15 protein-coding genes, 1 tRNA gene and 1 pseudogene are annotated in these 13,606 nt (G+C 36.9%); 9 read left to right on the forward strand and 8 right to left on the reverse strand.

The features are described 5' to 3' along the window. Nucleotides 1-11 precede the first annotated feature (11 nt). Genes RB604_RS07460 through RB604_RS07470 form a run of 3 tightly spaced genes read right to left on the reverse strand, consistent with a single transcriptional unit; the run spans nt 12 to nt 1,787 of the window. The gene (locus RB604_RS07460; RefSeq protein WP_007478804.1) at nt 12-662 is read right to left on the reverse strand and encodes an HAD family hydrolase; all 651 of its coding nucleotides are present in this window, start codon (nt 660-662) and stop codon (nt 12-14) included. After that, complete coding sequence (locus RB604_RS07465) at nt 659-1,264, reverse strand: sugar O-acetyltransferase (protein WP_007478803.1); 606 nt, start codon at nt 1,262-1,264, stop codon at nt 659-661. The genes RB604_RS07460 and RB604_RS07465 overlap by 4 nt, the downstream gene beginning before the upstream one ends. 13 nt (nt 1,265-1,277) lie before the next feature. Continuing rightward, on the reverse strand, nt 1,278-1,787 hold the full coding sequence (locus tag RB604_RS07470; protein ID WP_055293473.1) for a nitroreductase family protein: 510 nt from the start codon (nt 1,785-1,787) through the stop codon (nt 1,278-1,280). 109 nt (nt 1,788-1,896) lie between these two features. Here RB604_RS07470 and RB604_RS07475 point away from each other — a divergent pair, with 109 nt between their 5' ends. The 4 genes from RB604_RS07475 to RB604_RS07490 all read left to right on the forward strand — a co-directional run bounded on the left by RB604_RS07475 (nt 1,897) and on the right by RB604_RS07490 (nt 3,877). Further along, entirely contained in the window at nt 1,897-2,739 is an 843-nt protein-coding gene (locus tag RB604_RS07475) for a helix-turn-helix domain-containing protein (protein WP_007478801.1), read from the forward strand. 196 nt (nt 2,740-2,935) lie between these two features. Then, a complete protein-coding gene (locus RB604_RS07480) occupies nt 2,936-3,250 on the forward strand; it encodes a helix-turn-helix domain-containing protein (protein WP_007478800.1) in 315 nt (104 codons plus the stop codon). Next, nucleotides 3,237-3,530 (forward strand): DUF3876 domain-containing protein, encoded by a 294-nt coding sequence (locus tag RB604_RS07485; RefSeq protein WP_007478799.1) that lies wholly within the window; start codon nt 3,237-3,239, stop codon nt 3,528-3,530. Before RB604_RS07480 ends, RB604_RS07485 begins: the two co-directional genes overlap by 14 nt. A 53-nt stretch (nt 3,531-3,583) precedes the next feature. Further along, a complete protein-coding gene (locus RB604_RS07490) occupies nt 3,584-3,877 on the forward strand; it encodes a helix-turn-helix domain-containing protein (RefSeq protein WP_011202095.1) in 294 nt (97 codons plus the stop codon). A 285-nt stretch (nt 3,878-4,162) separates the two neighbouring features. Here the strand turns inward: RB604_RS07490 and RB604_RS07495 are convergent. From RB604_RS07495 to RB604_RS07510, 4 genes and pseudogenes are all read right to left on the reverse strand, one after another. Then, nucleotides 4,163-5,205, reverse strand: a pseudogene (locus RB604_RS07495) (phage integrase SAM-like domain-containing protein). Nucleotides 5,206-5,447: 242 nt separating this feature from the next. Then, nucleotides 5,448-5,520 (reverse strand) — tRNA-Lys (locus RB604_RS07500). A 111-nt stretch (nt 5,521-5,631) separates the two neighbouring features. Next, a complete protein-coding gene (locus RB604_RS07505; RefSeq protein WP_007478795.1) occupies nt 5,632-6,753 on the reverse strand; it encodes an AI-2E family transporter in 1,122 nt (373 codons plus the stop codon). A gap of 14 nt (nt 6,754-6,767) precedes the next feature. Further along, on the reverse strand, nt 6,768-7,367 hold the full coding sequence (locus RB604_RS07510; RefSeq protein WP_007478794.1) for a thymidine kinase: 600 nt from the start codon (nt 7,365-7,367) through the stop codon (nt 6,768-6,770). 113 nt (nt 7,368-7,480) lie between these two features. Between RB604_RS07510 and RB604_RS07515 the strand changes: the two genes are divergently transcribed. Genes RB604_RS07515 through RB604_RS07535 form a run of 5 tightly spaced genes read left to right on the forward strand, consistent with a single transcriptional unit; the run spans nt 7,481 to nt 11,032 of the window. Then, a complete protein-coding gene (locus RB604_RS07515) occupies nt 7,481-8,053 on the forward strand; it encodes a DUF8457 domain-containing protein (protein WP_005926133.1) in 573 nt (190 codons plus the stop codon). Nucleotides 8,054-8,071: 18 nt separating this feature from the next. Next, entirely contained in the window at nt 8,072-8,746 is a 675-nt protein-coding gene (gene rsmI, locus RB604_RS07520; RefSeq protein WP_005926130.1) for a 16S rRNA (cytidine(1402)-2'-O)-methyltransferase, read from the forward strand. Between the two features lie 33 nt (nt 8,747-8,779). Further along, nucleotides 8,780-9,637 (forward strand): Cbp1 family collagen-binding glycoprotein adhesin, encoded by an 858-nt coding sequence (locus RB604_RS07525; RefSeq protein ID WP_005926127.1) that lies wholly within the window; start codon nt 8,780-8,782, stop codon nt 9,635-9,637. Beyond that, nucleotides 9,637-10,329 carry a YjjG family noncanonical pyrimidine nucleotidase gene (locus RB604_RS07530; protein WP_005926124.1) on the forward strand — a complete coding sequence of 231 codons (693 nt, stop codon included), beginning with the start codon at nt 9,637-9,639 and terminating at the stop codon, nt 10,327-10,329. The genes RB604_RS07525 and RB604_RS07530 overlap by 1 nt, the downstream gene beginning before the upstream one ends. Nucleotides 10,330-10,387: 58 nt before the next feature. Next, a complete protein-coding gene (locus RB604_RS07535) occupies nt 10,388-11,032 on the forward strand; it encodes a MarC family protein (RefSeq protein WP_005926121.1) in 645 nt (214 codons plus the stop codon). Between the two features lie 312 nt (nt 11,033-11,344). Here the strand turns inward: RB604_RS07535 and RB604_RS07540 are convergent, their stop codons facing one another. Further along, a complete protein-coding gene (locus RB604_RS07540) occupies nt 11,345-13,567 on the reverse strand; it encodes a M6 family metalloprotease domain-containing protein (RefSeq protein WP_055293475.1) in 2,223 nt (740 codons plus the stop codon). Nucleotides 13,568-13,606 lie beyond the last annotated feature (39 nt).

Genomic DNA, 13,606 nt, shown 5'->3' on the forward strand with positions numbered 1-13,606 from the left:
CGAATATGAATCTAAACTAAATGAGCTTCTTTCTTTAGAAAAGAATGAAGTGATTTGATAGAACTAAACACATATCCTTGATTTTCCTTTTCTAATTTCTTCATTTTTGAGAGCGAGGCTATCCATGCAGCAGATAAGCATTGTATTCCAACTTTACTACAAGCGGTAATATCGGAAAATTCATCTCCAACATATACCATTTCTGCTGGTTGGATATTATATTTTGACATTAGTTCCGTCATTGATTCCGCTTTTGTGTTTCTATCTGGCGATCCGATTGAAATACTATCAAAAAGAGCTTCCATTTCAAAATGGCGAAGCGTAATATCACAACTCCTTTGACCTTTACCTGTTATTAAAGATACAATAATTGAGTTCTCCTTCAACTCTGTTATCAATTCTCTTATCCCCACAAATGGTTGAATGTAGACTGTGTGCATTTCTTTGTATATCACATAAAAATCAATCAGAGCTTTTTCCCAATCTTCTGAAACGACCTCTTTAATCATTCCCTCTTCATTAAGTCCGAATGTTTTCACAATATCATCTTCTGACAATATTTTTGATGCATAGGGAGATACTGCCTGCTTAAAGGCTTCGATACACATTGGGATTGTATCGGCAATTGTACCATCCAAATCAAAAGCGACCAATTTTATCATAGTTTCTTAGTTTGATTGATTTGACGTATCACTTTACATGGATTTCCAACGGCTAAACTATTTGCCGGAATATCTTTTGTAACAACACTACCTGCTCCAATTACACTACCGTACCCAATTGTTATTCCGGGAAGGATTATTACACCTCCACCAATCCAGCATCCATCCTCAATTGTAATAGGCAAAGCGTAAGTGCGGCGAACTCGTTTTATTCCATCTTCTGTTTCAAAAGGCGCTAGCCGTTCATCTAAATCAATAGGGTGAGTTGCTGTATAAAGCTGAACATTAGGGGCAATAAGAACATTACTTCCGATAGTGATTTTATTACAATCCACAAAGGTACAACCAGTATTTACAGTAACATTATCCCCTATATGTATATTGCAGCCATAATCACAAATAAATGGACTGGCAACCGAAACTTTCATTCCGATACTACCTAGTATCTTTTTTAGCAAGCTGTGTTTTTCTTCTTTATCCTCATAAGGTAATGAATTATATTTTATTAATAACTTATATGTTCGGGTCTTTAAATCCAAGAAAACTTGGTTATGACAATCATACCATTCACCAGCCAGACATTTTTCCATTTCTGTTTTCATAATTGTTACATTTTTATAAGATTGAAACTATTTCGGTTATATCTTTTCTTTTAGATGATTTTTCAGGTGGTTGTTTTACATAACCTAATGAAATAATTGCCACAGGGTACATATTGGGAGATAAATGAAGATTATCCTTTAGCATATCAGGATCGAAATTACATACCCAGCAGCTACCTAATCCTTGTTCTGCTGCGGCTAAACAAATATGTTCAGTCGCTATTGCTGCATCAATATCTGTATGGTTCTTATTGTCTGATTTTCTCACCCAAGATATTGAATTGTCAGCACAAACTACAATATAGAGTGGAGCTTCGGTAAACCATTCACGTGGATAAGATTGTTGAATCAGTAGTTTGGGTTTATTACTTTTTACGACAAAAAAGTGCCAAGGTTGATAGTTTACAGCAGAAGGAGCAAAACGGGCACATTCTAAGATGTAGTCGAGTTTTTCTTGCTCAATCATATCAGAAGAATAGTTTCTTGCTGAATAACGTTGTTTTGATAGTTCTAAAAAGTTCATAAGTAATCTAATTTTGATTTATGGCAAAGTTATACCTATTTTATTCTAAATATGGGTATATATTTTCGCTATATTGGTATAATTCCGCTTTATGTGTTATATTTGAGGTATGAAAAAAGAAAATCTTCATCAACCATTTGAGCTCAGCTTTAACGAGCATAGTGAATCGTTATTAACTGAGCATGAGCATACTTTTTTTGAACTAGTCTACATCTTAACAGGAACAGGTATTCAATGGATTAACAATAGTATGTTCCCATATCATGATGGACACTTGTTCTTGATAACTCCAAATGATTCTCATTCCTTTGAGATTCACACAACTACAAAATTCATTAACATCAAGTTTAATGACATCTATATACATTCAGCCATATTTGGTTCAGAGAACATCCAGAGATTAGAATTTATTTTACAACATGCAAATCATCAACCGGGTTGCATCCTTAGAAATAAGGTGGATAAGTTATTAGTGAAACCAATGATTGAAGCAATTATTCGGGAGTATGTAAATCGGAATCTGTATAGTAAAGAGATTATCACGCAGTTGATAAATACTATAATTATTGTTGTGGCAAGAAATATAGCTATGTTTTTACCTCAACAAGTCGATGAATGTTCAGATGATAAGTCTCTCGATATTCTTCAATATATCCAAGCAAATATCTATCAAACAGGTAAAATTAGAGCAAAAGAAATCAGTCAGCATTTTGGTATATCTGAAAGTTACTTGGGACGTTATATAAAAAAGCACACCAACGAAACAATGCAGCAATACATATTAAGCTATAAACTAAAATTGGTCGAAAGCAGATTGTTACATAGTCAAATGAGAATAAATGAGATTGCCGAAGAACTAGGATTTACCGATGAAAGCCATTTGAGTAAATTCTTTAGAAAAAACAAAGGCTGTAGTCCTTCAAGTTTCAGAAAAAATAATAAGGCAATATGATGCGTATCTATTCTTAATCTAATATATTTCAGCGATAACATATATACTATTTATCTGTTTTCTTATTTCAATAAGAAGCCAGCAATAGTCAAATCTCACCACTTCCAGACAGTTTTTAAAACGTCTCTTGATTCTTCTTTCATTTGCCGATGAAAATAGAATCAACACGTTTTATAAACCATTAAAAATTAAAAGTATGGAAGTAGTAACCATTGAAAAAAGAACTTTTTCGTATATCTGCGAACGGTTCACCGAGTTTGCCAAACGAATAGAAAGTTTGTGCAATACTCATACCCAGAAAGTAGAAAACTGGCTGGATAGTCAAGAGGTGTGCCTGTTGTTAGGTTTTAGTAAACGAACACTGCAATATTACCGAAGTAGTGGACGGCTGGCTTATTCTCAAATCGGCAGCAAGATTTATTATAAGTCTTCCGATATTGAAAGAATTATTGCGGACAGTGAAATACAGAATCAATCACCCAAACAAACCACGTCTTATGAAAAGAATTAAAAAAGATTATCCGTCTTTTAACCTGTTTTCCATTGTCGGCACATGGGAAAGCGTTAATCTGAATCCTACGATAATCATTTATCGGAGCGATAAAGAGTACCTTCTTTCTATTATATATGTATCGGAAACCACTAAACAAGCTTCACCCGCTACTTATGAGATACAACAAGATGGTAGCCAGTATTTTATTGCCACAGCATCCAAACTGCTCTATATAGATTATGATCCGGTAAAAGATGTACTTAGCATTTCATCACTTGGTGACTATCTGCGTAACTAACCAGCCATATAGCAATCTTGAAATCAATATTTCAATAAAACAATCTTTCAATCATGGAACTAATAAATAAAGATACTCCGCAAGTCAAAGAATTTATTTCTTCGCTTGATTCGATGCTGAACGGTATTAAATCCATTGTAAAGCATTACAAGCCCCATCTGAATGGGGAGCGCTTTCTTTCCAACCATGAAGTTTCCAAGAAACTGAATGTCAGTTTGCGAACCCTGCAAGAATGGCGAGATACAGGTCTAATCCCCTTTATCCAGATAAAAGGTAAAATCATCTACCGTCAGAGTGATATTGATAAACTGCTCCAAAAGCACTACTTTGAAAGTTGGAAAGAGTAACCTGTCAAGCCAAAAACATTGTTTTTCGGAATTTAATTTGAATCATTGACTTTTCCAGTGAAGTATTTAGTCTGTGCAAGTCTTTGGATAAAAATACGCTCGGAATGAAATGGAGAGGAAGGTTTTTATTCAAACCGAAGGCTCGGACTTGAACAGGCTAAATGCGGAACTTACCTTTGTCAATGCTTCATATTGAAGTTTTGGAAAACTTACCTTAAAAGAAAAAGGTTGAGAAAATGAAATTCATTCTTCCCAATCCTTTTTCTATATTGCCTATTACCTTTATTATATAGTTAATTCTGATAAACAGCTATTTACTTTTTGCATATCCTTGAAAATATTCTGATCCAATACCCTTGCATAGTGTTTTGTTATGCTAGTATCCCAGTGCATTCTGCCACATTTTTATACTTTTCAAGTATTGAAACTGCCACAGGTAGCACAGGAATGTTACACATGATTTTAGTCTTTTGGCGGTTCTTCCTTATCCAAAGTTCCCCTTTATTGTCTTTTACCAAGTGTTCAGGTGATAAGTCTTTCACATCGCTGAACGCCAAACCAGTAAAAACGCAAAAAATGAAAACGTCCCGTACCTGTTCTACTCGCTTAATGGTGAACTCTTTGGCGAGAATAATTTTAATCTCGTCCATTGTCAGAAATTCAGGATCAGTTTCTTCCAGTTTGAAACGGTAGTAAGCAAAGGGATCTTTCTTTATCCAGTCGTTTTCTAAAGCAATGCGGATAATCTTCTTCAAGTTCTTTAGTCGGGTGATAGCAGAGTTCTGCGCACAACCTTTTTCAATCTTCAAGAAAGCATCGAACTTAGAAATGAAGTTGGCTTCCAAGTTGTTCAGAGCAATATCCGATAGCTGATATTCTTTCTTAATAAATTCCTCTAAATATCGGGTAGTGGTTTCATACCGTTGAACGGTCTTACTAACGAAGTCTTTGCCGATCAGCTTACGGCTTTGTTCGTTATGCTCCTTGAATACCTGCAATAGCGTTTTGTTATCTTCATCCACACCATAAAACAACTTTCTCACAAGATCAACAGTGATAACCTTGCCGGAAGTTTCCAGTTCTCTATAAATTTGGTGTACGTGCGAGCGTGTGATTTCTAAGTAGTGGTTCAGTTCCACCGACATACGGTCTTTGCCTTTTGAATTTTCTTTTGCCTGATTCCATAGATTTACGGGACAGCTTCTTTTGATAGAAATATCTACCATGCAGCCGTTTACGGTGATTCTCATGCACACGGGTGCTTCTCCGTTCTTTAATAATTTGCCTTTCTTGATGAAGAACAATACAGAAAATGATTTTCGAGCCATTTTTACATCGTTTTTAAAGTTACAAAACTATGTATTCTCTTCCAAAGTAAGTCTATGCAAAATGCTATGAATCAGTGAGAAAGATGCGAATTCGTGGGACTTTTTTGAACTAAATTTTAGTCCCACGATTTATCCACCAATAATATGCTTGAAACGGCTGTTTTCTGCCACCTGCCGGAAAAAAGAAATCCCTGATAATGTCTGATTATCAGGGATTTGCTTGATTTTTCTTTTGTTTTCAGTGATCCGCCTGGGGCTCGAACCCAGGACCCCAACATTAAAAGTGTTGTGCTCTACCTGCTGAGCTAGCGAATCAATCCTTATTGCAAATCAGTTATTTCCTGATTGCGGGTGCAAAGGTAGTGACTTTTTTTTTATTTGCAAGTAAAGTGAGTAAAAAAAATCGTATTATTTTATGCTTTCTTTCTAATCGTATTGATCATCAGTGGATTTTGTTTCAGAATCGCTTATCTTTTCTCTATTAATAATGAAACGTTGATAGTATGACAGCATCAGTGTTGTTAATGGAAGTGCTATAATCATACCTAATACTCCCATAAGTGAGCCCCAGACCGAAAGGGATAGGAGGATGATAGCAGGATTCAGACCGGTTATTTTTCCCATGATTTTAGGAACGATTATCGTATCTTGGATGATTTGGACGACGGCAAAGACGGCTAAAGCAGAAGCAATGATAATCCAGAAGTTTTGTCCCGTATCGGCAGCTTTGAGGATAGCCAACAAGATAGTAGGAAGAAAACCGATGATCTGAAGATAGGGAACCATATTCAAAGCACCGATGAAAAGCCCTAAGCCGATGGCCATTGGAAAGTCTATAATGAGAAAGCCGATGCTGAATAATATGCCGACACAAAGGGCTACAAGTGCTTGTCCACGAAAATAAGTATTCATGCCGTTTTGCACATCTTTAACGAGATTGGTTGTGAAAGTACGATATTTGGCGGGTAATAAATGAATCCATCCTTCTGCTATTGCTTCGTAATCCAGTAATATGAAAAAGACATATAATAAAATGATGAAAGATGCTAAAATGCTGAATAGGAAGTTTATAGATTCGGATAATAACATCCATAGTTTAGGTACTGTATTTTTTATCGTGTTAATTATATTCTCTTCACTTAAGATGCGGTTCAGTGTATTCATGTCTATGTTTTCATGAATAAAATCTGAAAGACTTTGGGGCACATTGGAATTGTGGGATATGCCATTAGTGAAGTACAGCACCAAGAGGTCTTTTACTTTCCCGAACTCTTCTAACATTGGTGGTACTAAGAAATAAAAGGCAGTGATTCCTATTATGGTAATGGATATTAATGCGCAAAAAATGGAAAGTACCCGACTTTTGAAACGTAGTTTATATTGGAACAATTTAACTAACGGATAAATCATATAGGCGATAAGCCATGCCAAAAAGAAAGGTAATAACACTCCGCTGAGCCTTTCGACCAGCATTAATAGTCCGATTATAAGGACACAACAAATAGTACCACGTATAAAACTGTCGAATGTTATTTTCTTTCTTTCCATATTTATAGATGTTTTTATCCTTTTTCTTTATCTTCTTCCAATGCCCGTAAATAGCATTCCCGGCATAGTGGTTCGTATTCTGCAGTTTCTCCCAATAGCACTTGTTTGTCATTTTTTACTGTTCGATGGGAAAAAGAAGCAAGTTGCCCACACTTCACACAAATCGCATGCACTTTTGATACTTCATCGGCTATGGCACATAAACCCGGCATCGGACCAAATGGATTACCTTTAAAATCCATATCTAAGCCGGCTATAATCACTCTTATACCATTATTTGCCAGTTGATTACATACTTCGATTAAACTACTGTCGAAAAATTGTGCTTCATCAATACCTACTACATCTATTTCGGAAGTGAATAATAAGATACTGGCTGATGAATCAATAGGAGTGGAGGATATTGTGTTACTGTCATGCGATACTACATCTGCTTCGGAGTAACGGACATCGATAGCCGGCTTGAATATTTCTACACGTTGACGGGCAAATTTGGCACGTTTCAAACGACGGATCAGTTCTTCTGTTTTTCCTGAAAACATGGAACCGCAAATAACTTCAATTCTTCCTCTTCTTCTGGTTTCCTGTATGTGATCTTCTGAAAATAATACCATGATTTAGTGTGTTATATTTGGTTGCAAAAATAACACTTTTGTTCGCTTTCTGATGTTTTTTCATTATTTATTTCTACATTTGTGGCATCTACAAAAAGGAAAATAAGAATAGTATGCAAGCACTATTGACCAATATAGAACTGGATATTCAAGAGTTGAAGTATTTGATGGATGCTTTTTCGCGTGAGCCGAATGCTGCCTTACGTGAGGTATTGAAACGGAGTATCTTGCAAATGCGTGCCCGGCTGGATCAATTGTTGTTAGAGCTGGATGCGGAACAGAAGTCTTTTGAAGAAAAAGTGGAATCGGTTCGGTTGGAAGAACAGATTCTGGAGAAGCAGGTGCCGATGGATATTGAAGAAGAAGTTTTGCCAGAAATGGACCCTGTATCCCCGGTGAATATCCAGATAGATGAAAAGGTGCAAATACCTTCTACCCCGATTTTGGGTGAACGTATTAGGCCTGCCGCGGATTTACGGCGTTCGATTAGCTTGAATGATTCTTTTCGTTTCTCACGCGAATTGTTTAATGGTGATAATGAACAGATGAATCGGGTGATAGAGCAGATATCGGAGATGAGCTCCTTGGAAACTGCTGTTGCTTTTCTTGGCTCCAAAGTAGATGTCAATGAAGAAAATGAAGCTATGGCAGACTTTATGGAGATTCTGAAAAAGTATTTTAATTAATCTGATACCATTAGTCGTATGGGAAAATTATATGTAGTGCCCACACCGGTAGGGAATTTGGAAGATATGACCTTTCGGGCTATCCGAATTTTGAAAGAGGTTGATCTTATTTTGGCAGAAGATACCCGTACTTCCGGAATTTTGCTGAAACACTTTGAAATAAAGAATGCAATGCAATCTCACCATAAATTTAATGAACATAAAACGGTGGAGAGCGTTGTTAATAGAATAAAGGCCGGTGAAACGGTTGCTTTGATCTCGGATGCCGGTACACCGGGTATTTCGGATCCTGGCTTTTTGGTGGTACGCGAGTGTGTGCGCAATGGTATTGAAGTGCAATGCTTACCGGGAGCAACGGCTTTTGTTCCTGCATTGGTAGCTTCGGGATTGCCTAATGAGAAATTTTGTTTCGAAGGATTTCTTCCTCAAAAGAAGGGGCGCATGACGAAACTCAAGTCTTTGATAGAAGAACGGCGTACGATGGTGTTTTACGAATCTCCCCATCGTTTGCTGAAAACCTTGACACAGTTTGCCGAATATTTTGGGGCAGAACGTTTGGCAAGCGTATCCAGAGAGATATCTAAACTTCATGAAGAAACCATTCGTGGTAGTTTAAGTGAATTGATAGAACACTTTACCGAAACGGAACCCCGTGGAGAAATAGTGATTGTAATTACAGGAATAGACGATTAAATAACTTCATTTAAAAACGTAAAACGTAAACGTATGAAAAAGTTAGCAGTTTTAATTGTATGCGCAGCCATGTTGGCTTCGTGTGATGGCTTTAAAGGTGGTAGCAAAGATCTTAAGGCTGAAAATGACTCCTTATTGATAGAATTGTCACAGCGTAATGCTGAGTTGGACGAAATGATGGGAACATTTAATGAAATTCAAGAAGGTTTCCGTCAAATTAATGATGCTGAGAGTCGTGTAGACTTACAGCGTGGCACAATAACCGAGAATTCGGCATCAGCCAAACAGCAAATTGCTTCTGATATTGAGTTTATTACCAAACAAATGGAAGAGAACAAAGCTCAGATTGCAAAGTTGCAGGCTATGTTGAAGAGTAGTAAGAACAATTCTGCTCAGTTGAAAAAAGCGGTGGAATCTCTGACTCAGGAACTGGTTACCAAACAACAACGTATTGAAGAGTTGCAAGCCGAACTTGCATCTAAGAATATTCGTATTCAGGAATTGGATGCTGCCGTCAGCGGATTGTCTGCTGATAAAGAGTCTCTTGCAGCAGAAAATGAAGCAAAAGCCAGAACCGTGGCTGAACAGGATAAGGCTATTAATGCTGCCTGGTTCGTATTTGGCACGAAGTCAGAATTGAAGTCGCAAAAGATTCTTCAGAGTGGAGATGTCTTGAAGAATGCTGATTTCAATAAGGACTATTTCACTCAGATCGATATTCGTACAACTAAAGAGATTAAATTGTATTCAAAACGTGCAGAGTTATTGACTACTCATCCGGCTGGTTCTTACGAATTAGTGAAAGATGACAAAGGACAACTTACTTTGAAGATTACAAATCCAAAAGAGTTTTGGAGTGTGTCGAAATATTTGGTTATCCAGGTTAAATAATGAAATATAAAAATCTCTTTTTTGATTTAGACGATACATTATGGGCATTTTCAGCGAATGCGCGTGATACATTTGAAGAAATGTATGATAAGTACGGACTGGGTGCTTTCTTTGATTCTTTCGAACATTTCTATTCGCTTTATCAACAGCGAAATACGGAACTTTGGATAGAATACGGTAATGGTCGGATCACAAAAGAGGAACTCAATCGCCAACGCTTTCTGTATCCTCTTGAGGCAGTAGGTGCTGGCGATTCTGCTTTGGCGGTAGCATATTCGGAGGGTTTCTTTTCCGTTATTCCCACCAAGAGCCGGCTGATGCCTCACGCGAAAGAAGTACTTGAGTATTTAGTTTCCCGTTATAATCTCTTTATTCTGTCGAACGGTTTTCATGAACTCCAGTCCCGTAAGATGCATTCTGCGGGAATAGATCACTATTTTAAAAAAGTAATTCTTTCGGATGATATCGGACTTTTGAAACCTGCTCCGCAATTGTTTTATTTTGCTCTTTCGGCTACTCAATCTGAACTGCGTGATTCATTGATGATAGGCGATAGTTGGGAGGCTGATATGGTAGGGGCCAATGGAGTAGGGATGCATCATGCTTTTTATAATGTGTCCGGTCGCACCGAATTTCCTTTTAAACCTACTTATCTTTTGAAAGACTTGAAAGAGTTGATGCAAATATTGTAGTATTTGTGAATAAGTCGTACTTTTGCGGTGAAAAATAACGTATAAAGTTATCACTGCTATGGATACTATATTGCCTTTTGCTTTACTTTGTTTTACTTCCTTTTTCACATTGACAAATCCATTGGGTACCATGCCTGTGTTTCTTACGATGACGCATGGAATGACAGACAAAGAGCGGCAATCCGTGGTTAAGCGTGCTACTATTGTTTCTTTTATTACTTTGATGGTTTTTGTCTTTGCCGGGCAATTCTTATTTAAGTTCTTCGGAATATCCACTAATGGGTTTCGTATAGCAGGTGGAGTTATTATTTTTAAGATTGGCTTTGATATGTTGCAGGCTCGATATACACCTATGAAGTTGAAAGATGAAGAAATTAAAACCTATGCCGATGATATTTCAATTACCCCTTTGGCTATTCCTATGTTATGCGGTCCGGGAGCGATTGCCAATGCTATTGTATTAATGCAGGATGCCCATACAATTGAGATGAAAAGTACTTTGATTGGGATGATTGCATTAATTTACTTTATAACTTTTCTTATTCTTCGTGCTTCTACTCGTCTGGTTAAGATTTTGGGAGAGACTGGTAATAATGTGATGATGCGCTTAATGGGATTGATATTGATGGTAATTGCCGTAGAGTGTTTTGTCAGCGGTCTGAAACCGATTTTGGTAGGAATATTAAAAGAGGGGATGATGTGATAAAACAGACTTTGTAATCGGATGTAGCTTATGTGTTATTTTATCTCAAACAAGCTGTATTTAAAAAGTGATCAATTTTTGCGGAATTAACTTCCTCCGATATGGTAGTGTTCATGTTAAAACTTCAGAGACTGTCTCAAAATGGGATTTGAAAGTTGAAAAGTTTATAAATTGAAACTTTAGAAGAGAAAATCTCCCTGTTTTAGTCTTGTATTGTAATGAATTAAGGCAAGAACAGGGAGATTTTTATACTATGACTTACAAAATATAAGGGCTGTCTTATCTTTTTTACTTTGAGACAGCGTTTTATATCTAATTACATATCAGTTTAGAAATATGATTATCTATTTTTATTATATATATTCCGGGAGATTTTATTGGAATCTCGTTCCAGCCTTTATCACAGAGTATACTCAAAATTTGTCGTCCTTCAATACTGAAGATTTCAACCAATTGCTTGTCTTTATCACTCTGTACATAGAGGTTTCTTTCTGAAGTATAGAATTTTATGGAATCTTCTTGTTGGCGAGTGATCGTTGTAGATGTTCGTTTTTCGGTTATTGTAAAATCATCTACCAAAGCTTCTGAAGTACCAATGTTTACAATTCTGAATCTGACAGGTGCCGTGATTTCTTCATCTATGATATAGGTATTCATTTTATTCTCTGTCAGGGTAATAGTTGATCCATATGTTACCCAATTGCTGCCATTGTCTTTGGATATCTCTATTTTAATTGTTTGCGGGGGGGAAGTGGCTGTCTTTTTCCCGGCAATGAGGCTAACGGATTTTATATCTTCAAGAGTATTGAATTCCATTTCTATTTTTCCTCTTTTGATAGAAGCTACCCGTAATCCGTTTCCCATATTGGTTTCTGTAGTGGCGTAAGTTATTGCATTTGAGAAGTTCCAACTGCCCAGTATTCCGCTTACGTTTTCTTGATTCCAGTTAGGTTTGGAGATACTTTCAAAAGTTTCTACCAATCGATTGTATGAGGTTTTGTTGACAGTGAAAGATATTATATTATTTTCTTCTTTAATATTCAAAAGGGAGGTTTCCGTAGGAGTACCGGTCCAGCTTCTTAAGGAAGGGGTTGTGTCATCTGTCAATGATTCACGCTGAGTTGTTCCGGGAAAAGTGTTCCCTCCTCCATCTGCCAATGAATTATTGGCTCTTATAAGTTCATAATATACGTGATTGGGGTTATTGTTAATGGTATTCTGTATCCATACATTCGGATTAGTTGAATCTACTCGAAAAACCAACATACCTTTTCCTGGCAAGTATTTGTCCCATCCCTCCTGAATTCTGTTTTCCAGAATAAAAAACTCTTTGGGTACTGCTGAATTTATGCGGAAACTTTCATTAGAGGTAGTCAATGGAGGTAAAGTATAATTTCCCGATTCTTTTATTAATTCAGGCGATGCCCAACCAATGGCATAACGTTCGAAAGCAGAGTAGCTACAGGGGGTTCTTCCATTATTCAGATATCCTCCGCTTGCCATTAAAGACCAATCGCCCGGATGCGGTGCAGAACCATTTTCTTCATAGTCGGTATCGTAAAAATCCGGTAACCCTAATACGTGGCTAAACTCATGACAGATAGTGCCTATACCGTCTCTGATCTTATTATTCTCTCTTCCGGCCAGTTCTGTAGAGCATGCATAGCGATTACAATAAACTCCGTCCAATTTTACACGACTGTAATTTAAAGCATAAGCATGAGGCCAAATGAAATCAGCATTATTTCCTGCATGAGATCCTCCTCCTGCAAAAATTACATATATCATATCCACTTCTCCATCATCATTTAAATCATAATTAGAGAAATCTACAAATTGGTCTGCTTTTATGCAAGCATCACGAACTAAAGCCTGTCCATTGTCTGATCCCAATGCATCTGTTTGTTTATAGTCTAAGGTTACAGGACCCACAATATCAAACTGCGGTTCGAATATTCCTCTTGAAGTATCATAGAAGTAATCTCTTACGCTACCGGTAAAATCATCTTCTCGATAATTGGGTTGATTGATGGTCGCATCGAATAATTCTCTTGAATTATTGGGCAAGAATGAGCGGTCGGTAAATTGAGCCAGAATAATAATTCCTTTAAATTGTGTTGAAGAAATTCGTTTTAAACTGTTCTCTCTTATCAAAGAATTTGCCAGAGAATGGCTGAGCTTGGGCTTTGATTGCCTGGAGTGTAAATACCGTTTGACGGAATTTAAGAAGAGAACTTCATCATTGCTACGTTCAGCCGGATCTTTCGCTGTATATTTTCCGGGAAGGATATTTTCATCATGATTTTGTACTGCATATTTGTAAAAACCATCTGGAGATTTTATAATTGTATATCCATCTGTTGTTGTTATAAAATGTAAGAATTCATCTCCATGCAATTTTGCATGAAATTCTTTTCCGTCCGGTTGTTGTAGCTTAAAAGGCGTCGGATCAGCAGGTATTGCCCAGATATTTCCTACCTGTGTGATGAGGAAACAGATAAGAACCCAATTTAATATATTACGGAAATTCTTCATAATAAATAGGTGTGTTTTGCGATTTAGGGAAATAAAATA

This window comes from Bacteroides salyersiae (genome assembly GCF_031172035.1).
Taxonomy (GTDB): domain Bacteria; phylum Bacteroidota; class Bacteroidia; order Bacteroidales; family Bacteroidaceae; genus Bacteroides; species Bacteroides salyersiae.